The organism is Maritimimonas rapanae, from assembly GCF_057837205.1.
Window position 1 is genome coordinate 752,119 of the sequence record NZ_JBYQFI010000001.1, and the last position, 21,799, is coordinate 773,917.

At 32.9% G+C, this 21,799-nt stretch carries 17 protein-coding genes; 4 read left to right on the forward strand and 13 right to left on the reverse strand.

From position 1 onward, the window contains the following. Positions 1-112: 112 nt before the first annotated feature. Positions 113-448 carry a DUF4870 domain-containing protein gene (locus tag AC3IF2_RS03610; protein ID WP_489165670.1) on the forward strand — a complete coding sequence of 112 codons (336 nt, stop codon included), beginning with the start codon at positions 113-115 and terminating at the stop codon, positions 446-448. A 454-nt stretch (positions 449-902) separates the two neighbouring features. Here the strand turns inward: AC3IF2_RS03610 and AC3IF2_RS03615 are convergent, their stop codons facing one another. Genes AC3IF2_RS03615 through AC3IF2_RS03625 form a run of 3 tightly spaced genes read right to left on the reverse strand, consistent with a single transcriptional unit; the run spans position 903 to position 5,036 of the window. After that, positions 903-1,484 (reverse strand): MiaE family protein, encoded by a 582-nt coding sequence (locus AC3IF2_RS03615; protein ID WP_489165671.1) that lies wholly within the window; start codon positions 1,482-1,484, stop codon positions 903-905. A 1-nt stretch (position 1,485) separates the two neighbouring features. Beyond that, positions 1,486-3,228, reverse strand: a complete 1,743-nt coding sequence (locus AC3IF2_RS03620) for a DNA polymerase III subunit gamma/tau (RefSeq protein WP_489165672.1) — start codon at positions 3,226-3,228, stop codon at positions 1,486-1,488. A 35-nt stretch (positions 3,229-3,263) separates the two neighbouring features. Then, positions 3,264-5,036 carry an AMP-dependent synthetase/ligase gene (locus AC3IF2_RS03625; RefSeq protein ID WP_489165673.1) on the reverse strand — a complete coding sequence of 591 codons (1,773 nt, stop codon included), beginning with the start codon at positions 5,034-5,036 and terminating at the stop codon, positions 3,264-3,266. Positions 5,037-5,213: 177 nt separating this feature from the next. Between AC3IF2_RS03625 and pheT the strand changes: the two genes are divergently transcribed. Together pheT and AC3IF2_RS03635 are read left to right on the forward strand one after the other, a co-directional pair. Beyond that, positions 5,214-7,643 carry a phenylalanine--tRNA ligase subunit beta gene (gene pheT / locus AC3IF2_RS03630; protein WP_489165674.1) on the forward strand — a complete coding sequence of 810 codons (2,430 nt, stop codon included), beginning with the start codon at positions 5,214-5,216 and terminating at the stop codon, positions 7,641-7,643. Positions 7,644-7,653: 10 nt separating this feature from the next. Next, positions 7,654-8,688, forward strand: a complete 1,035-nt coding sequence (locus tag AC3IF2_RS03635) for a quinone-dependent dihydroorotate dehydrogenase (protein WP_489165675.1) — start codon at positions 7,654-7,656, stop codon at positions 8,686-8,688. Here AC3IF2_RS03635 and AC3IF2_RS03640 read toward each other — a convergent pair. Continuing rightward, positions 8,685-9,389: a pentapeptide repeat-containing protein gene (locus AC3IF2_RS03640; RefSeq protein ID WP_489165676.1), complete on the reverse strand. Its 705-nt coding sequence runs from the start codon at positions 9,387-9,389 to the stop codon at positions 8,685-8,687. The two genes, AC3IF2_RS03635 and AC3IF2_RS03640, sit on opposite strands and share 4 nt — an antisense overlap. Positions 9,390-9,538: 149 nt before the next feature. Here AC3IF2_RS03640 and AC3IF2_RS03645 point away from each other — a divergent pair, with 149 nt between their 5' ends. Next, a complete protein-coding gene (locus AC3IF2_RS03645) occupies positions 9,539-10,294 on the forward strand; it encodes a head GIN domain-containing protein (RefSeq protein ID WP_489165677.1) in 756 nt (251 codons plus the stop codon). Between the two features lie 55 nt (positions 10,295-10,349). Here the strand turns inward: AC3IF2_RS03645 and purL are convergent, their stop codons facing one another. From purL to AC3IF2_RS03690, 9 genes are all read right to left on the reverse strand, one after another. Further along, a complete protein-coding gene (gene purL / locus AC3IF2_RS03650; protein ID WP_489165678.1) occupies positions 10,350-14,114 on the reverse strand; it encodes a phosphoribosylformylglycinamidine synthase in 3,765 nt (1,254 codons plus the stop codon). A 90-nt stretch (positions 14,115-14,204) separates the two neighbouring features. Beyond that, positions 14,205-14,744, reverse strand: a complete 540-nt coding sequence (locus AC3IF2_RS03655; RefSeq protein ID WP_489165679.1) for a dihydrofolate reductase family protein — start codon at positions 14,742-14,744, stop codon at positions 14,205-14,207. A 95-nt stretch (positions 14,745-14,839) separates the two neighbouring features. Then, positions 14,840-17,053 carry a xanthine dehydrogenase family protein molybdopterin-binding subunit gene (locus tag AC3IF2_RS03660; protein ID WP_489165680.1) on the reverse strand — a complete coding sequence of 738 codons (2,214 nt, stop codon included), beginning with the start codon at positions 17,051-17,053 and terminating at the stop codon, positions 14,840-14,842. Between the two features lie 11 nt (positions 17,054-17,064). Then, on the reverse strand, positions 17,065-17,520 hold the full coding sequence (locus AC3IF2_RS03665; RefSeq protein ID WP_489165681.1) for a (2Fe-2S)-binding protein: 456 nt from the start codon (positions 17,518-17,520) through the stop codon (positions 17,065-17,067). A gap of 101 nt (positions 17,521-17,621) precedes the next feature. After that, positions 17,622-18,191 (reverse strand): hypothetical protein, encoded by a 570-nt coding sequence (locus AC3IF2_RS03670; protein WP_489165682.1) that lies wholly within the window; start codon positions 18,189-18,191, stop codon positions 17,622-17,624. 98 nt (positions 18,192-18,289) lie between these two features. Further along, on the reverse strand, positions 18,290-19,336 hold the full coding sequence (locus tag AC3IF2_RS03675) for an endonuclease (protein ID WP_489165683.1): 1,047 nt from the start codon (positions 19,334-19,336) through the stop codon (positions 18,290-18,292). A 1-nt stretch (position 19,337) separates the two neighbouring features. Beyond that, a complete protein-coding gene (locus AC3IF2_RS03680; RefSeq protein ID WP_489165684.1) occupies positions 19,338-20,543 on the reverse strand; it encodes an RsmB/NOP family class I SAM-dependent RNA methyltransferase in 1,206 nt (401 codons plus the stop codon). A 30-nt stretch (positions 20,544-20,573) separates the two neighbouring features. Then, positions 20,574-21,344: a TIGR02757 family protein gene (locus AC3IF2_RS03685; protein WP_489165686.1), complete on the reverse strand. Its 771-nt coding sequence runs from the start codon at positions 21,342-21,344 to the stop codon at positions 20,574-20,576. Continuing rightward, the gene (locus AC3IF2_RS03690; protein ID WP_489165687.1) at positions 21,335-21,787 is read right to left on the reverse strand and encodes a methyltransferase family protein; all 453 of its coding nucleotides are present in this window, start codon (positions 21,785-21,787) and stop codon (positions 21,335-21,337) included. The genes AC3IF2_RS03685 and AC3IF2_RS03690 overlap by 10 nt, the downstream gene beginning before the upstream one ends. Positions 21,788-21,799 lie beyond the last annotated feature (12 nt).

Here is a 21,799-nt window from a genome sequence, read left to right on the forward strand (position 1 = left end):
ACATATTATATTAAGTTATGATCATAAACTATTGACTTGTAGCAGTTTGTAACAAAATTAAAGTTTATACGTCATATATATACAAGTATTCATTAATCAAAAGAACCAAAACATGAAAACAAATAATCAATTATTAGTAATTACACATCTGAGTCAACTATTAGATTTAGTAACACTTATTGGCGGATTTTTAGTTCCGTTAATATTATGGCAAACAAATAAAGATAAAGTTATAGAAATGGATGAGCATGGTAGGAGTATTATCAACTTCCGATTAAGTATGATCATTTATACTTTAATCTGTATTCCGTTGATCTTATTTTTCGGATTAGGATTATTAGGATTTGCAGTAATTGCGGTGTTTTACTTTATATTTCCTATCATAAACGCTGTAAAAGTGAGTAATGGAGAGCATCCCAGCTACCCATTTACCATGAGAATAGTATAAGCTTAAAAAAATATTTAAAAAAATCATCAATTAATTTTGATGATTTTTTTGTTAAAATTAGACTCTTTCTTTAAATTTAAACATATAGGGTATTGATTATTAAATAATTACAAATACTTTTGAAACTCCCTGAAAACCATGAGTTTTAAAAATACCAATTTGCTCTATTGACCGATATAGTTTTTGAACATACATTTGTCCTGTACAATAATTAGAAACAGTATTACGTTCTTAATATACTCCGAGAGGAGACAAAGAAAAGGGGAGAAAGGAGAGAAGCGAAAAGTTAAACTATGAGATTAACACCTACGAGTAACTTTTCTCCTTACTATTTTTTTCGTAAAATCTTGCTCCATTAGGAGCAAACAACAAGGGGAGAAAGGAGAGAAGTTATAAAAGCAATTGCTTTACTACAATTAACTTTTCTCCTTATTTTTTGTCCAAATTTAAGGTTTTATCCGTGAACTTTGGCTTTGTTGCCTCTAGTTTTCATAAATTCAGCTTCGTAGGCTAACAAATCTTTCCATTTTTTATCTACAACATCTCGATCTAAATATTTACGAGCAAAGCCTAAAAATAATGTGTAATGATTAGCTTCAGAAATCATTAAATCTTTATAAAATTCTGATAGCTCTTTATCTTTTAAATTTTCAGAAAACACTTTAAAACGCTCACAACTTCTGGCTTCAATTAAAGCTGCATAGAGTAATCTATGTACTAATTGTACTTTTCTATCACCACTTTTTTCAAAGAACTTATGTAAGTGAAGTGCATAATCGTTACGTTGTTCTCTACCTAAGGCCATTCCTCTAGCTTTCATTAATTCATGAACCATTTTAAAATGTTCCATTTCTTCTAAAGCGATGTCTGCCATTTCTGTTACCAATTCAGTTTCCTCAGGATAATTAATTATAATAGAAACTGCATTAGAAGCTGCTTTTTGTTCTGCGAAAGCATGATCTGTTAATATTTGTTGTAAATCGTTCTCGGCAACTTCTGCCCATGAAGTTTCTGTATCAAATTTTAAACCTAACATGTTAAAGATCTAGTTTAAATGTACTTTTTAGTTTAGCTAAAGATTTATTTTTTTCTAGTAGTTTATTGTATTTTTCTTGAGGTGTGTAGGCGAACTTTTTAGTATCCTCCTCATTTACAACAATATTGAAGTCAATGCTATAATTATTTAAACTTTCACGAAGGTGTTTTAAAAGCTTATGTTTAGCTTTATTAAACTCACCTTTCATCATAGAATTCGGAAAAGTTAATGTTACTACTTGTCCTTCAATTTTTGGTTTATCAGAATTAATGATAGAAGCCACGATCTTTTCACCATTCTTATTCAACTTTTCAATATAAGCCTCCCAAAGTGTTAAGAATTGAGATTCAGTAAAAGGATCTTTGGGTAGATTATCAGTATTTAGAGTTTCTTCGTCATTAGATTTCCTTGTTACCGGCTTTTTATAAATACTGTTAAGCGATAGGGCAGACGAACGCCTTCTTTCAGTTTTTAAAATTGGCTTTTCGAGAACTTCAACGGTTTCTTCTTTGTTCTGTTTCGCTTTGCTCACGGAAGGAGACAAAACCTCTTTTTGTATTTCTAAAGGATGTGTTTCTAACTCCGAAACATTATTAGAAATTTTTTCTTTTACTATTACAGGTTTAGAAATGCTTATAAAATTCTTAGCCGGAATTATAAAATGTTTATGTTTTTTTTTTTCTCCATCAAAAGTAATGGAGGCTAATTGCATTAAGGCTAACTCAACTAACAAGCGTTGGTTTTTGCTAGACTTAAACTTAAGATCGCAATCGTTGGCAATATCTATTGCTTTTAATAAAAAGCTCATAGGTGCTTTAATGGCCTGTTCTAAATACTGTTTTTTAGCAGTATCACCAACTTCAAGTAAATCTATAGTCGCTTTATCTTTGGCCACAAGTAAATCTCTAAAGTGAGATGCTAATCCACTTATAAAATGATGACCATCAAAACCTTTACCAAGAATTTTATTAAAATGAATTAGTACTTTAGGGATATCATTTTCCAGAATTAAGTCTGTTGCCTTAAAATATGAATCATAGTCAAGCACATTCAAATTTTCAGTTACAGCTTGACGTGTAAGATTATCACCAGAGAAACTTACAACCCTATCAAAAATTGAAAGTGCATCACGCATAGCACCATCAGCTTTTTGGGCAATAATATGCAATGCGTCATCATCGGTATTTATGTTTTCTTGTGCTGCAATTTTCTTTAAGTAATCTTTTGCGTCAGATACTCCAATACGCTTAAAATCAAATATTTGACATCTAGATAAAATTGTAGGTATTATCTTATGCTTTTCTGTTGTAGCTAGTATAAAAATAGCATGAGAAGGAGGTTCTTCTAATGTCTTTAAAAATGCATTAAAAGCCGCCTGAGATAGCATGTGTACCTCATCAATAATATAAACTTTATACTTACCTGTCTGTGGTGGAATTCGTACCTGATCTGTTAAGCTACGTATATCATCAACAGAGTTATTTGATGCTGCATCTAATTCAAAAATATTAAAAGCAAAATCTTCATCTGGGTTGGCTTCTTTACCATCTTGATTGATCTGTTTGGCCAAAATGCGAGCACAAGAAGTTTTGCCTACGCCTCGTGGTCCAGTAAATAATAAAGCTTGTGCTAAATGGTTATTTTTTATAGCATTTTGTAGCGTATTTGTTATCGCTTGCTGCCCAACAACGTCTTCAAAAGTTTGAGGGCGATACTTGCGAGCAGATACTATAAAATGTTCCATTAAATACTAAAAGTTAAGAAGTACAAAGTTATAAATTAACAATAGATTTTATCGTATAAATCTTTATAGATTTCTTTAATAACTTTTCGTTTCATTTTCATAGTGGGTGTGAGCTCACCACCATCTATAGACCATACTTTTGGTGTGAGTTCAAAGCGTTTAATTTGTTCCCACTTTCCAAATTTTTCATTACAAGCTAAAACTTCTTCCTGTATTTTATCAATAATTACTTTTGAATTGATTATTTCTTCATTAGAAGTTCCAATGCTCATTTCTTCTCTTTCACTCCATTCTTTAATATATTCAAAATTTGGTTGAATCAAAGCAGCTGGCATTTTTTCTCCTTCACCAACAACCATAATCTGTTCTATAAACAGTGATTGCTTAAACTCACCTTCTAAAAGAGGCGGTATTACATATTTACCTCCAGAAGTCTTGAACATTTCTTTTGTACGTCCGGTAATTCTTAAAAACCCATCAGCATCGATTTCTCCTTTATCACCTGTATGAAACCATTCATCAACAATAGCTTCTGCAGTTTTTTCAGGATCTTTATAATAGCCTTGCATTACATTAGGTCCTTTTACCAGAAGTTCTCCGTTTTCGGCAAATTTAACTTCAACACCTTCAATAACTCTACCTACTGTTCCTGGTCTAAATCCTCCATTTCTTACATCGTTTACAGATACAACGGGTGATGTTTCTGTTAAACCATAACCTTCCATAATAGGCATACCAGCAGCAGCAAACACTTTAGTTAGTCGTTGTTGTAAGGCTGCACTACCAGATACCATAATTTTTAAATTACCACCTAAAGCTTCTTGCCATTTACTAAAAATGAGTTTACGTGCCAACTTTAATTGACGCTCATACCACCAACCATTTTTACCATAGGGTTCATATTTTAAGCCTAAGTCTAAAGCCCAGAAAAATAATTTCTTCTTAACTCCCGATAAAGCATCTCCTTTTGCATAAATCTTATCATAAATCTTTTCATACAAACGCGGTACAGCCGTCATTACGTTTGGTTTTATTTCTTGAGCATTTTCACTTAGTTTTTCAATAGCTTCAGCAAAATATATTTCTAAGCCATTGTATTGATATAAATACAAGATCATGCGTTCAAAAATGTGACAAACTGGTAAAAAGCTTAACGATTTATCTTTACCCTCATCTAATGGTACTCTTTTGTGGGCGCTTAGCACATTACTAACAATATTATTGTGAGATAACATTACACCTTTTGGCCTCCCTGTTGTGCCAGAAGTATAAATTAATGTTGCTAGATCATTAGGCATTACTGAGCTCATTCTGTCCTCTACAACATCCTGATTGCTATTATCTTTACCAAGCTCTAGAACTTCTTGCCAACTTTTTTCACCTGCTATATCGTTAAAGGTGTATACTTCTTTTAATTTTGTGTTTCCTTTTATTTGATTTAATTTTTCGAGAATAGTTTCATCAGAAACAAAGCAATAAATAGATTCAGAATGGTTTAAAACATATTCATAATCTTCCTTAGAAATTGTAGGATAAATAGGAACATTTTGTGCTCCAGTTTGTAAAATACCAATATCACAAACATTCCACTCAGTTCGGTTGGTAGTAGAAATTACAGCTATTTTATCATCTTTTTTAACTCCTAAACGTATTAATCCTCTACTAATAGCATTTGCTTTATCTATATATTCTTTAGTAGAGGTGGCGACCCACTTGTCACCATATTTAGTTATTAAAGCTTTGTCAAGATTATATTTTTCTAATTGATAATAAGGAAAATCAAAAAGACGTGTAATTTCTTTCGACATAAAGTAAATTTTTGAGGGAATGCAAAGTATAAAAATTATAAGGATAAAGCAAATGCTCTAACGTTACAGTATAAATGAAAAATTCTCAAAAAATATCAGTACAAATTTGTTAAAAAGCTTTTAAGCTACTTAAACAGATTCTTTATCTTTGCACACTTACAGAAATAAGATTTATAGATGAAGATATCTTACAATTGGTTAAAACAGTTTCTAGAATTAGATTGGAATGCAGAAAAGACAGGAGAACTATTAACAGATCTTGGATTAGAAGTTGAAAAGATTGAGACTGTTGAATCTATTAAAGGAAGCTTGAAAGGGATAGTAGTAGGCGAAGTACTTACGTGTAAACAGCATCCTAATGCAGATCGATTAAAAGTTACCACTGTAGATTTAGGGAATGGAGAACCAGTTCAAATAGTTTGTGGAGCACCTAATGTAGCAGCTGGCCAAAAAGTACCAGTAGCCACTATCGGAACCATATTGTATGATAAAGAAGGAAACGAATTTAAAATTAAGAAAGGAAAAATTCGTGGAGAGGAAAGCCATGGAATGATCTGTGCCGAAGATGAATTAGGGTTAGGCGATAGCCATGATGGGATTTTAGTTTTAGATGCATCTGAAGAAACCGGTAAGGCCGCGGCCGACGTTTTTGATATAACTACTGACGACGTTTTTGAAATAGGTTTAACACCAAATAGGGCTGATGCTATGAGTCATTTAGGAGTAGCCAGAGATTTAAAAGCTGGTTTATCGCAGAGAGATTTAGATATTGAGCTAATAACACCTTCGATAAGTAATTTTGATGTAGATATTAGAAAATTAAAAATAGATGCCGAAGTAGAAGATCATAACTTAATACCTCGTTACGCTGGTGTTACCATTACAGATATAAAAGTAGAAGAATCTCCACAGTGGATCAAAGACCGATTAAAGGCTATCGGTTTATCACCAATTAATAATGTAGTAGATATTACTAACTATGTATTGCACGAATTAGGGCAACCTTTACATGCCTTTGATGCTGCCAAAATAAAAGGAGAAAAAATAATTGTAAAAACCTTACCAACCGGAACTAAATTTAGAACTCTAGATGATATTGATCGTGAATTACATAAAGAAGATATTATGATTTGCGACGGAGAATCTAACCCAATGTGTATAGGTGGTGTTTTCGGCGGTATAAAATCTGGTGTTACAGAAAATACAACTTCTATCTTTTTAGAAGCGGCTTATTTTAATTCTGTTTCTATCCGTAAAACAGCTAAACGTCATGGATTAAATACTGATGCTTCTTTTCGTTTTGAACGTGGTATTGATCCTAATATCACCGAATATGCACTAAAAAGAGCCGCTATATTGATTGAGGAAATAGCTGGAGGACAAATTTCTTCTGATATGGTAGATATTTATCCTAAAAAAATTGAAGATCACCAAGTACATTTATCTTATGACAGAGCCTTTAAACTTATTGGAGAAGAGATATCTAAAGATGCTATTAAGAATATTTTAGCTTCTTTAGAAATTAAAATAAATAATGAGACTGAAACTGGATTAGGTTTAACCATACCTGCTTATAGAGTTGATGTTACCAGAGAAGCCGATATAGTTGAAGAAATTTTGAGAGTATATGGCTATAATAATATTAAAACTTCGGAAAAGTTAAGCACATCTATTTCTTATACAGATAAGGTAAATGCTGATAAAATTCAGAACTTGGTTTCAGACCAACTGGTTTCTATAGGTTTTAATGAAATGATGGCTAATTCATTAACAAAACCAGAATATACTGAATTGTCTGAGTTATTGAAAAAAGAACATAATGTAGAGATGCTCAATCCACTAAGTGTAGACCTTTCGGTGATGCGTCAATCATTACTTTTTAGCGGGCTAGAAGCAGTATCTTATAATTTAAATAGAAAAAATAATAGCTTAAAGTTATTCGAATTTGGTAATACCTACCATAAATATGAAAGTGGGTATAATGAAGACAAACATTTAACCTTAACGATTACAGGCAATCGCTCTAAAGATAGTTGGGTAAATACCACTAGAACATCTGATTTCTTTTATTTAAAAGGAGTCGTAAATAGTTTGATTGAAAGACTGGGCATTAATGGCGTAAAATCTTTGCCTGTAAAAAATGATATTTACTCAGAAGGTTTGTTGCTAAAACAAGGAAAGATTTTATTGGTTGAATTTGGAGTGGTTAAACACTCTATTTTAAAAGAGTTTGGCATTAAACAAGAAGTATTATTTGCAAATTTCAACTGGCAAAATATATTACAATTGATGGGCAGAAAATCTTTGAAAGTTAAAGAATTATCTAAGTTTCCTGTTGTAAAAAGAGATTTAGCATTATTGCTAGATGATTCGGTAACGTTTAAAGAATTGTACACAACTGCTTTGCAAACAGAAAAGCAATTATTAAAAGATGTTGATCTATTTGATGTTTATCAAGGCAAGAATTTACCTAAAGGAAAGAAATCGTATGCAGTTAGCTTTCAATTACTAGATGAAAATAAAACATTGAATGATAAACAAATAGATAAGGTGATGCAAAAATTGCAAAATGCTTTCGAACGCGATTTTAATGCAGAATTGAGATAAGATATGATTCATGTATAAGGCTATCATTCGACCAATCTTGTTTTTATTTGATCCAGAAAGAGTACATCATTTTACTTTTTCACTATTAAAGATTGCCTTTAAATTACCTTTTATAGCTTCTATTACCAGAAATATTTATCAGGTAAACGATAAAAAACTAGAACGTAATCTTTTCGGATTAACTTTTAAAAATCCTATTGGTTTAGCTGCTGGTTTTGACAAAAATGCCTTACTGGTTGATGAGCTTCCTAATTTTGGATTTGGTTTTATAGAAATTGGGACGGTAACTCCGAAACCTCAAGATGGTAATCCTAAAAAAAGACTATTTCGATTAAAAGAAGATAATGGCATTATTAACAGAATGGGTTTTAATAATGATGGTTTAGAAGTTATATGTAAGCGACTTAAATATAGAAAAGGAAACATTTTAGTTGGAGGTAACATAGGTAAGAATAAAGTAACACCAAATGAGCAAGCAGTTGATGATTACCTAATAAGTTTTAATGATCTTTTTGATTACGTAGATTACTTTGTAGTAAATGTTAGCTCACCAAATACGCCTAATCTCAGAGAATTACAAGATAAAGAACCATTGACCAAACTACTAAAAGCGTTGCAGGTTGAGAATGAAAAGATGGCGAAGTTTTGTCCTAAAGGTAAAACGAAACCCATTCTTTTAAAGATTGCACCAGATTTATCAAATGATCAGTTATTAGATATTATAGATATTGTAAAAGAAACAAAAATTGATGGTGTCATAGCTACAAATACAACTATTTATCGTAAAGGTCTTCAATCGGATAATAAGAAAGAAGCTGGAGGTTTAAGCGGTAAACCTCTTACAAATAGATCTACAGAGGTGATTCGTTTTTTAGCTGAAAAATCTGATAAAGCATTTCCAATAATTGGCGTTGGTGGAATTCACTCTGCGAAAGATGCTTTAGAAAAAATTGAAGCCGGAGCAGATTTAGTTCAAATCTACTCCGGCTTTATATATAAAGGGCCAAGCCTCGCTAAACAAATTAATAGAGCGTTGTTAGCTTAGTTGTTTAGCAAATATTTAGACAGACCACTACCGTTAATATCTGTATATTTTGAGTTGATGTCGTGAGCTACTTTCATACCAGACACGTTAAAATCTCCTCTTACTTTAGTATATTTTAGATTTAAATCTTCGTCAAAACGCGCATTGTTAAAAGACACACCGTCTTTAAATTTTGTGTATTTAAATGTTGCGTATTCTTCAAAAACAGTATTTGCAAAACTTACATTGTTATCGAATTTTGCATATTTAAAAGTAGATTCTTTTCTAAATTTTGAGCCTTCAAAATTAGCCTGACGTTCAAAAGAAGAATATTTAAACATGGCATTTCTTTTAAACTCACAATTTTTAAATCTTATATCATTTTCGAAACTAGCAGTAAAAGTATATTTGCTATCCTCGTCATGAATATAAGCTAAAACATCACCTTCAAAGGTGCAGTTAACAAAAGATATTTTACCTTCTAAAGTTTCTTTTACTGTATTACTGCCACCATTTTTATACCACTTATGTTTTTTAGGTAGATCTGGTAATTTATCTTCCATATAAGTCATATCTAATGTGCCAGTTATGGTAGCATTTTCGTAAGAAACTGTTTTACCAGCTTTAATATCGTTTAAAATGTCTGACGCACTTACAGTTCGTTGTGCAGAAATAGTTAGTGAAAGAAATAAAATAAATACAAAAGGCAAGAGTTTGTTCATGATTGATGATTTTTAGAATTCTATATTAATAAGACTACTAAAAAATAAAACTGTTACACTTTTGTTAACTTTATAGAATAAAACTGTAACAAAAACTAAACACAATTGTCTCTTATATAAACCATAAAAAACTACAATAAAACAGTATTATGAAAAAATATTTACAAATCACTTTTCTATTAGTTGCAATTCTTTCTATTCAAGTATCTATTGCACAAGAAAAAACTATTACGCCTAGAGATAGCTACGATAAGATTATTGTTAGTCCACATATAGAGGTAGAATTTGTTCAAGGCGCAACACCAAAAATTGAAGTTAATGAAATTACTGTTCCGATAGAAAAGTTTAATTATGAGATTAGCAATAATACGCTGCAGGTGTATTTAGAAGGTGCTAAAACAACTACTAAGCATGCAAAGTACAAGCATAACGGTTGGAAACATAGGAAGCCAATTTATAAAAATACGGTAGCCAAAGTAAAGGTTACGTATACTAATGTAGATACTTTTTCTCTAAGAGGAGAAGAGAAAATTACTTTTGAAAGCCCTCTAGATCAAGATGAGTGTACTCTACGTATTTATGGTGAATCTGAAGTATTAATAAAAAAAGTCAAATTGAATGATTTGCGAGTAGCAATTTATGGTGAAAGTCATTTAGTTATAGATGACGGTAGTATTACCAATCAGAAGATCACGGGTTATGGGTCTAGTAAAGTAAGAACCTTAGATGTAGCTACAAAAAATGCTAAAATAACTTCTTATGGAGAAGGTACTTATCAACTAGCGGTATCAGATAGGTTAAAGGTTACGTCGTATGGCGAAGCGAATGTGTTATATAAAGGTACGCCTGATCTTAAAAAAGGTATTATAATCGGTGAGTCTACAATAGCAAGCGTGAATGAATGATCCCTTTTTACTATAAATTAAAAATGGCTTTAGATTTTTCTGAAGCCATTTTTTGTTATTCATTTATTTTCTCGATCCACTTTCTGGCATTTACAAAAGCTTCTAACCAAGGAGACACTTCGTCTTTTCTGTTTTCAGGATAATGAGCCCAGTTCCATTGAAATGTAGATCGTTCTATATGCGGCATGGTTGCTAAATGACGCCCTGTTTTATCACATAACATAGCCACATTATAATCAGATCCGTTAGGATTATGAGGATAACCTTCATAGGCATATTTCGCACAGATATGATAGTTTTCTTCACAAAGCGGAAGACTGTATTTTCCCTCACCATGTGATATCCAAACGCCTAAAGTACTTCCTGCTAAAGAGGATAGCATTACAGAATTATTTTCTTGAATTTTTACTGATGTAAAGGCGCTTTCGTGTTTACCAGAATCATTATAGGTGAGCTTACCATGAACATCATGTTCTGGATTCATTAATTCTAATTCCATCCATAATTGTGCGCCATTACAAATACCAACCGATAAAGTATCTTCTCTTTTAAAGAAGTTTTTTAAAGCGGTATTGGCTTTTTCATTATATAGAAATGCGCCGGCCCATCCTTTAGCAGAACCTAGAACATCGGAGTTAGAAAAGCCTCCAACAGCACCTATAAATTGAATATCTTCTAACGTTTCACGACCTGAGATGAGGTCGGTCATATGTACATCTTTTACATCAAAACCAGCTAAGTACATGGCATTGGCCATTTCACGCTCTGAGTTAGAACCTTTTTCACGAATAATAGCGGCTTTTGGACGCCTATCGTCATTACGAGGAGCTTGCGACGTGGTAATCTCATCGTTTTGAACAGATTGCTCCGTTTCACTCGCAATGACATCTTTTAGTTTTCCTGTAAAATGTTTAGGGAAAATATATTGTAATGGTTGTTTTTTGTAATTGTCAAAACGATCTTTTGCTAAACCGTTTGCAGTTTGTTTGTTGTCTAATAAATAGGAGGTTTTATACCAAGTATCTCTTAATTCAGCAATAGAAAGCGCGAATACATCTGAGCCATTTCTAATATTTAGTCGATCGAATTCTGCTACAGAACCTATGTTAAAGAACTCAATATTATTTTTTTCCAATTCAGCTTCAACACTATCATCTACAGCTTGGAATACAATTCCTGAATTTTCTGCAAACAATAGTTTAATACTATCTTCTTCATTTATTTGAGATAAATCAAGATTAGCTCCAATATTTACATCTGCAAAACATAATTCTAATAGGGTAGTAATCAGTCCGCCTGAAGCCACATCATGTCCGGCAACTATTTTATCTTCTTTAATTAAATGTTGTAATACATTAAAAGTAGATTTAAAGAATCCATTATTGGTAATAGTAGGAGCAGTATTGCCAATTTTATTTACAATTTGCGCAAAAGAACTACCGCCTAATTTAAAATCATCTTGTGATACATTGATATAGTAAATACTTCCTTTACCTGGTTTAAAAACGGGTTCTACAACTTTAGTTATGTTATTACAATTAGCTGCAGCAGAAATGACTACAGTACCCGGAGAAATGACTTCTTCATTTGGATACTTTTGCTTCATTGACAAAGAATCTTTTCCCGTTGGTACATTGATTCCTAAATCAATTGCAAAGTCAGAAATAGCCTTTACAGCCTTGTATAAACGCGCATCTTCACCTTCATTTTTACAAGGCCACATCCAGTTTGCAGATAATGAAACTGACTGCAAACCTTCTTTTAATGGTGCCCAAACAATGTTTGTTAATGCTTCTGCAATAGAATTTTTACTCCCTGCTTCTGGCGTTATTAATCCAGAAATAGGAGCGTGGCCTATAGAGGTAGCAATACCTTCTTTTCCATTATAATCCAATGCCATAACACCAACATTATTTAAAGGAATTTGTAGAGAACCAACACATTGTTGTTTCGCAACTTTGCCTCCAACACAACGATCTACCTTATTTGTTAACCAATCTTTACAGGCAACTGCTTCTAATTGTAATACTTGCTCTAGGTAATTTGCAAAGTTCTCTTTAGAATAAGATACTTCTTGATAGTTTCGATCTACAGTAGTATCTGTCATAACTGTTTTTGGTGAGCTACCGAACATATCTTCTAAAGCCAAATCCATGGGTTTATTACCATTGGTTTTAGACTCAAAAGTAAAGCGATGATCACCCGTAACATCACCAACGGTGTACATTGGTGAACGCTCACGCTCTGCAATTCTATTTAAAGTGTCAATATGTTTTTCGGCAATTACTAACCCCATTCGCTCTTGAGATTCGTTACCGATAATTTCTTTATCAGAAAGGGTAGGATCACCGACTGGTAATTTATCTAAATCGATATTTCCTCCAGTATCTTCAACTAATTCTGATAAGCAGTTTAAATGTCCACCTGCACCATGATCATGAATAGAAACGATAAAGTTTTCTTCACTTTCTACCATACCGCGAACAGCATTTGCAGCACGCTTTTGCATTTCTGGATTAGAACGTTGAACGGCGTTTAACTCAATACCTGTAGAAAATTCACCAGTATCGGCAGAAGATACAGCAGCACCTCCCATACCAATTCGATAATTTTCACCTCCAAGAATTACTATTTTATCTCCTTCTTTTGGAGTATCTTTTAAAGCCTGTTCTTTTTTACCATATCCAATACCTCCAGCTTGCATAATTACTTTATCGAAACCAAGCTTTCTAGGTTGAGACCCTTCGACTCCGCTCAGGGTGACATCGCTATGTTCGTCATGTTCAAAAGTTAATACGGATCCACAGATTAAAGGTTGACCAAATTTATTACCAAAATCAGATGCTCCGTTGGAAGCTTTAATGAGAATATCCATTGGAGTTTGATACAACCACTTACGTTCTTCCATTCCTTGTTCCCATGGACGGTTAGCATCTAAACGCGAATATGAGGTCATATAAACGGCTGTTCCTGCTAAGGGTAGTGAACCTTTTCCACCGGCCAGTCGATCACGAATTTCTCCACCAGAGCCTGTTGCGGCACCATTAAACGGCTCTACCGTAGTAGGAAAGTTATGTGTTTCTGCTTTTAACGATATAACTGATTCGAATTTTTCTTTTTGGTAATAATCAGGAATATCAGCCCTTTGAGGTGCAAATTGTTCCACTTGTGGACCTTTTATAAAAGCGACATTGTCTTTATACGCCGAAACAATGTCATTCGGATGTTGTTTTGATGTTTCTTTAATTAATTTAAATAAAGAAGTTGGCATTTCTTCTCCATCAATGACAAAGGTTCCGTTAAAAATTTTATGGCGACAGTGTTCAGAATTTACTTGAGAAAAACCAAAAACTTCTGAATCGGTTAATTTTCTACCTATTTTAGTTGATACTCCTTCTAAATAGTTGATTTCTTCATCGCTTAATGCTAATCCTTCTTGCTCGTTATAATTAGCAATATCGTCTATTTCTATGATGGATTCTGGTTGAATGTCAATAGTAAAAGTATCTTGATTCAATCCGTTGAATTTTTCTGAGATCATTGGGTCAAAATCAGAGAAATCTTCCGCGACAGCGTTAAACTCTTCAATACGAATAATATTATTTATTCCCATATTTTGAGTAATCTCAACAGCATTGGTACTCCATGGGGTGATCATTGCCTTACGAGGGCCAACAAAAAAGGCGTCAAGAGACGCCGCGTTTATTTTAGATTGGTTGCCGAACAACCATGTTAATTTTTTTTCTGTTTCGTTTGAGAATTCTGAAGTGGCTTGAACAGCATAAACTTTACTGTTTTCACCCCCAAAAAAATGGATCATTTAGTTGTGCATTTTTGAAAGCACAAAAATACATTTTTTGAAAGTATTTCTATGTCAATTTATTACTATTTATTAACGAATGTTAAGTGCTTATTTTATGCGCTTAAAACGATTTTGAACAATCTTGTCTAAGTACACTTTCGAAGACACACATTCAAAATGTAGTTTTTTTGGAAGCTCACCAAACAAGGATGAACCACCACCTAACAAGGTTGGAATAATAGTGATTATCATCTCATCAATTAAGTCTTCTTTTAAAAAACTTTGAATCACTTTTCCTCCGTCGATATACAATTTGTAAAATCCTTTATCGTGAATGGTTTTTAAGACTTTTTTAAGTGAACCTTTAACTAAAAAAACCTTGCCTTCAAGGTTTTCTGGAACTTCAGATAAGGTTCTACTAAGCACAAAAACAGGCTTTTTATAAGGCCATTTAATTCCAAAGCTTAAAACGGTTTCAAAAGTTGTTCGACCCATAACTATGGCGTCAATTTCTGATGTAAAGGCTTCATATCCAGTATCGATAGTATTGATTTCAGGGACTTCATCTAACCAACCAATACCACCATTTTTATCGGCAATGTAGCCATCAAGACTTGTGGCAATAAATACTTTGTTCTTTGATTTCATTTTTTTATTTATAACTTCAAAGTTAGTCATCAAAAATAAAAATAAACCAATGAAGCGAACTCCATTGGTTTATCAAGTTTGACTTAATTGACCATTTATACTTTTACACCTTCAGTTTCGAGATTCAAATACTTAGAAAAAGGCTGTTTATACAAACGTTGTCCTGTAGTTTTATATAATGCATTTGCCAATGCTGCAGGAACCGGAGGTAAGCTCGGTTCTCCTAAACCAGTAGGAGCTATTTCGTTTTTAACAAAATGAACTTCAATTTCTTTTGGAGCTTGAGAATGACGTATTAATTGATATTTATCAAAATTGCTTTGATCTGGTGCGCCATTATTAAAAGTTAATTCACTATACATGCTATGACCAATACCATCAATAACACCTCCTTGAATAATATTAGTTGCGCCATCTGGGTTTACAACTATACCACAATCGACAGCAGCAGTCACCTTTTGAACGATTGGTTGTTTGTTTTCCATAACTACATCTACCACAATTGCGACATAAGATGAATGACAATAATAAGCTGCTACTCCACGATGAACATTGGGTTCAGATTCACCCCATTTGGCTTTCTCTTTTACTAATTTTAAAACGCCAGCATAACGTTCTGCGTCGTAATCATATTCTTCACCGACTGGATTATTCTTTGCACGATCAAAGAGCTCTAATCTAAAATCAATAGGGTCTTTACCAGCCAGTTCAGCTACTTCATCAATAAAGGACTGTTCTGCTCCAGCAGTAAAATGTGATCTAGGAGCACGCCATGCTCCTGTAGAAATATTTGTTGGAGCTTTAATTTTTTCTGCGGTATAATTTTCAACTGCTCCAGCTGGAAATCGTTTTGGAAAAACAGATCCTCCTGGTAACCCTGCTCCTTTTACACTAAACGCAATAAGATTATTGTTTTCATCTAAACCCGCTTTGTATGTTGACAAGTAAGTTGGTCTATAAGTACCTTGAGTCATATCATCTTCACGAGAATATATAAGCTTTATAGGTTTTTTCATTTGTTTAGAAATTGCAGCTACTTCTAATCCATAATGCTGATAAAGTCTTCTGCCAAATCCACCACCTATTCTTGTCATGTTTACGGTAATATTCTCAAGAGGTAAGTTTAGAAGTTTAGAAATAGACTTTTCAAGTCGTTCTGGCATTTGTGTAGGGCCAATTAATTCAGCTGAATTTTCGGTAACATTGGCAAAAAAGTTCATAGGCTCAAGTGTATTATGAGCCATAAATGGAGAACTATAACTACGTTCTATGACCTTCGTCGCATTTTTAAATGCCGTTTCAACATCACCATCTTTTCTACTTTCTTCAACTTCACCCGATTTTAGCGCTTTTTCTAATAATTGAGCATGTTGATCAGAATTTTCTAAAGAGGCCACAGTTTCCCAATCTACTTTTAATGCCTTTTTTGCTTTCATCAATTGCCATGTTTTATCACCAACTATAGCAATTAATTGTGGAAAAGCATTCACATCATGCCATTCTGGTTCTTCGATAGTGGTATCAATAATAAAAGCATCCTTTATACCATGCATATTTTTAATTTCTTCTTTATTAAAGTTTTTAGGCTTCATACCGAAAGCTGGAGGATGTTCAATCATAGCAAGTAGCATTCCCTCTCTCTTAAAATCTAATCCAAATAATGGTTTACCAGTAACAATTTTTGCCCCTTCAACATTCTTTCTGCTCGTTCCAATTAGTTTGTAGTCTTTAGGTTCTTTAAGTTTTACTTCCTTCGGAACTTCAATATCTATAGCTTTTGAAGCTATTTCACCATAAGTGACGCTTCTTTCTCCATTCTTGTCTTTAATTATTCCTTGAGAAGTTAATAAATCAGATGCTTTAACTCCCCATTCTTTGGCTGCAGCTTCTAGCAGCATCTGCCTACCAGTTGCACCAGCCATTCTGAGTGCATCCCAGCTTAAGCGTATAGATAAACTCCCTCCTGCAAATTGATTTTTATAAAGTTCTGTATTCAAAGGAGCTTGCTCTACAACCACATTTTTCCAATCTACATCCAATTCTTCAGCGACAACCATAGGCATGGAAGTTCTCACATTCTGACCAATCTCAGGATTTGGAGAGTAAATAGTAACCAGACCGGTATCGCCAATTTTTATATAACCATTAATATCAAACCATTCATTGGGAATTTCAACTATTTCTTCTTTGGATTTAGTTGCAGGAACACATCCCGCTAACCAACTAAATCCAATAAGCATTCCTCCTCCTGCAGCCGTAGAAATTTTTAAAAAAGAGCGACGATCGTATTGTGTTTTTACCTTTATCATAATCGTGTAGTTTAAAGTTTAGCTGCAGTTTTAATGGCACTTTTTATTCTAACATAGGTGCCACATCTACAAATATTACCATTCATAGAAGCTTCAATTTCTTCGTCGGTAGGATTCGGATTATTCTGTAAAAATGAGGCTGCGGTCATCACCTGACCAGCTTGGCAATAACCACATTGAGGTACATCGTGCTCAAGCCACGCTTTTTGAACAGGGTGATCACCATTTTCTGATAAACCTTCAATTGTAGTTATACTAAGACCATCTAAACCAGAAACTCGAAGTTGGCAGCTTCTGGTAGCTTGGCCATCTACATGAACTGTACAAGCGCCACATTGAGCGATACCGCAACCATATTTAGTACCCACTAAATTAAGTTCGTCGCGTAGTACCCATAGTAAAGGTGTGTCTTCGTCAACGTTTACTGACATGGTTTTCCCGTTGACTTTTAGATTGTAGTTTGGCATTTTTGAGAAGTTTAAAATTGCCAGCTTAAGTTACAAAAAATTGCAAGGAGGAAATGTTAAACTTTTTGCAAACTTATGCACCACCTTTACGAATGTAGGTTTTAATTTTTAACAGCAGCGAAACCAATAGGTTGATCTTTATAATAAACCTTACCATACGAAAAATCTGCTTCTACAGGGAAATCTATGTAATAAGCCGTTTTTGTCTTTACAGTAACTTTTTTAAGAGATTTTACACTTGCAGCTTTATTTTTCTTTTTTAAACCTAAAAAATTAGGCTTAAAGGTTTTGGCTTGAAAATTTTTGTACCCGTCAAGATTATAATCTTCAAAATCATTGTAGTTGTTATTCACTACTTTAGATTTTAAATAGATTTTTTTATCTCTAGATTTTAAATAGTAAACAGCATTAGGTCTAATGCGAAGTTTTTTGTTTTCATCAACAAGAGAAATATAATTTAAGTTGACTAATTTTTCATCACTTATACGCTCTATAAATAATTTTATACTTAAGCTTTTTAAATCTTTATTTTCAAATCGGTAGGGTTGAGACCATAATGTTTTATTGAGCTTGGCCCATTCAACTTTAAATTTAAACTCTTCAGTAATTTTATTTGAAAATGAGGAGCTTAAAAAAAGAAGTAGTACTGAAATTACCAGTATTTTTTTCATCTTTCTTAATTGATTTTTACTTTCTTATTAACCATTCCTTTTTTAGAATGTATCCTAAGAACGTAAAAAGCTGTAAGTAAATTGTTTAATTAAATATTTTATTGCCAAAGATTTTCTGCATTTTCACCTCCCCAAATTAGGGTAGCTAAATACGGATTGTCAATAAATGGGTTTCTATTCCCTTGAGGGTTTTGAATAACAGTATTTCGTTGTTTTTCAAAGTCAGATACAGGATCTTCTTTGTTCCATTTTAAAAATAGTTCTAGAGAACCGACATCGTCAAAACTTTCATCATATCTTAAATTTAAATACATAATCATTCTTGCAACATCACCACGCCAGTCATCACCTGGATACCATCCTCCTGAAACATTACCATAAGAACCAGAACCTTCGGCAAAAGATTGATTCCCTCTATTCGAATTTATATTAATATCGCAAGTTCTTAAGTGATGTAAATCGGCTTCAGATGTACCAGAAAGTTTTGATCTAGGATACACATGCTCAGTATTGAAAGTTTGCGGAGAATGCGAGTTGCCTCCTGAAAGATATTCTCGTTCATCTCTACTTTCACCACTATACATTAAAATTACGTTAGCAGTATTATTTAAATCTTCGTCAGCATCATATAAATAATTATGTCTTTCTGAATAATTTAAGAATGTAGAATGTTTACTAATTACATGAGTAGCCAGCTCATCTTTTAATAATTGACTGTCTTCATAAAAAACCATACTACTATAATAATCAGATAAGTTGTTAGGAATGTTAAAGTCAATTGTATTGGCATTCGTATCTTCAAGCGTAGTAAAATTGTAAGTAGAAGACGATGTTCCACCTTTACCATCATTAGCTGTAACACTACCATTATAATCAGTGTCTGGAGTTAGATTGTTAAATGAGGTAGTTGTAGTGATTAAATTACTTGTAGAAGTAGTTCCATCGATTACAATAGTATAAGTTACATTGTCACCATCAGGATCAATTGCCGCTGTCCAATTTAAGGTAGCTTCAGTCTGAGTAATATTACTTGTACTAATAGTGAAATTTCCAGGATTTCTATTTTGCTGAATAGGTGGTGAATCATCCGAACCACCACAAGCTGTAATTACAAATAGAATAAAAAGGAACACCAAATTTTTCATATTATTTTTTTTCTAAAAGAGCCATATAAAATCCATCATAACCAGATTCAGAAGCCAGAATTTTTTGATCAGTAACAAAATTAAACTCTTTATTCAATTCTAAAAAAGCTTTTATTTGATTTTGATTTTCTGATGGTAAAATCGAACATGTGGCATAAACCAATTTACCGCCAGATTTTACCATTTTAGAATATTGTTGTAGAATATCTTGTTGTGTTTTACGAATGTCATCTAAAAATTCTGGTTGTAGTTTCCATTTAGAATCCGGGTTTCTTCGTAAAACACCTAAACCAGAACAAGGTGCATCTATTAAAACTCTATCTGCTTTGTTATATAACTTTTTAATTGGCTTTGTAGAATCAATTACTTTGTTATCTATATTATGAATACCATTTCTACGAGCACGTATTTTTAACTTTTTTAGTTTGCTTTCGTAGATGTCCATTGCAATAATTTGTCCTTTATTTTGCATTAAAGAAGCTAAATGCAATGTTTTTCCACCAGCACCAGCACAAGTATCTACTACTTTCATACCAGGTTGTACATCAAGATAAGCTGCTACTAATTGTGAAGAAGCATCTTGTACTTCAAAATACCCTTTTTTAAAGGCATCTGTTTTAAAAACATTTGCACGTTCAGTTAGTTTTAAAGCATCTGGATGATTAGGTATTGTTTCGGTAATAATGTTTTCAGTTCTAAGCTGTTTTTGAAGGCTCTCTTTAGTTGTTTTTAAGGTGTTAGTTCTTAAAATAACATCGGCTTGTTTATTTAAGGCTGCAATTTCTTTAGTCCATAGTTCTTCACCAAGTTCCTTAACCGCAACTTCATCAATCCAATCAGGAATAGATTCTCTATATTTCCTAATTTTTGATAATTCATCGAAACGCCCTTTTATCCTTCTTGTAGGAGTTGGTTCAATTTGATTCCAATCTGGTAAATCAATTCCTTTTAAAACACACCATACAGAAAAAAGTCGCCATAAATTTGATCTATCAAAAGGTTCTTTTACCTCAGCAATTTCTGCATACAGGCGTTTCCAACGAACAATTTCATAAATGGTTTCGGCAACAAATTTACGATCACGACTTCCCCAACGTTTATCACGTTTTAAAGCTTTTTCTACAGCTTTATCTGCATAGACACCTTCATTAAAAATATCTCGTAAACTATCTATAACTGTAAAAACTAAATTTCTATGTAACCTCATGTCTATATTTAGGGCTGCAAAGGTAGCTATTTAAAATTTTTCAAATACACCTAAACCAAATAAAGCAAAGTCATATTTTACTGGATCGTTAGCATCTAATTTACGTAGATTGGTGTCCAATTCTGCCAATGCTTTTGCATCATTCAGTTTTCTTGAAAGTAATCCTAATTTTCTCGCCACATTTCCAGAATGGGTGTCTAATGGACATGACAATTGTGAAGGAAGTATTGAGCTCCAAATACCAAAATCAACACCTTTGTTATCATTTCTAACCATCCAACGCAAAAACATATTAATACGCTTTGCAGCAGAGCCTTTAATAGGATCAGAAATGTGCTTTTGAGTTCTTTGAGGATGTTCTGTCTCGAAAAATATTTTTTTAAAGCCGCTAATTGAGGTTTGTAAAGAATTCGTTTCAGCGGAAGCATTAAAAACAGTTTCTAATCCGTTATGATTTATATAAATATTTTTTAAAGATTTGATAAAGTATTGTAAATCTATTCCATTGAAAGTACGATGCACAAAATCCTCTAACGAATCTAAATGATGAGGTCTATGGTTTATAACAAAATCATATGGTGAATTACCTAATAATTGCATAAGTTTTTGTGCGTTATTAATGATCATTTTTCGATTACCCCAAGCAATGATTGAAGTTAAAAATCCTGAAATCTCTATATCTTCTTTTAGCGAATATTGATGAGGAATTTGAATTGGGTCAGATTCAATAAACCGAGGTCGGTTATATTGATCTACTTTTTCGTTGAGAAACTCTCTAAGCTCATCAAAATCTAAATCCATCTTCGCACTTTCGATTTATAAGCAAAATACTGTTCTCCAAAGAGGGATGTTAATGCTTTTTCTTCTGGTTTTATCTGAAATGCTGTGATATACCAAATATATAACACTATTATTATCATATTGTACAGGTTTCCTAATCTTAAAAAGAAGGCTAAAAGCACAAATAGCATAGCTAAATACATAGGATTTCTAGAATATTTATATAATCCTTTAATAACAAGATTTGACGCTTTAGACGGATTAGTTGGATCAACTGTTGTTTTAGCTTTTCTAAATGAATAAACAGCTGCTACACCTATCAATATTCCTATAAAGAAAACTACCCAACTGATTTCTTTTTGATAATTAAATTCAAAATGTGTTTGTTGAGTTACCTTTTTAAGAAACCACATAAAACCCGCTAAGGTTAATACTTGAATTGCAGGCGGTATTTTTAACTTCATAAATAAAAATCT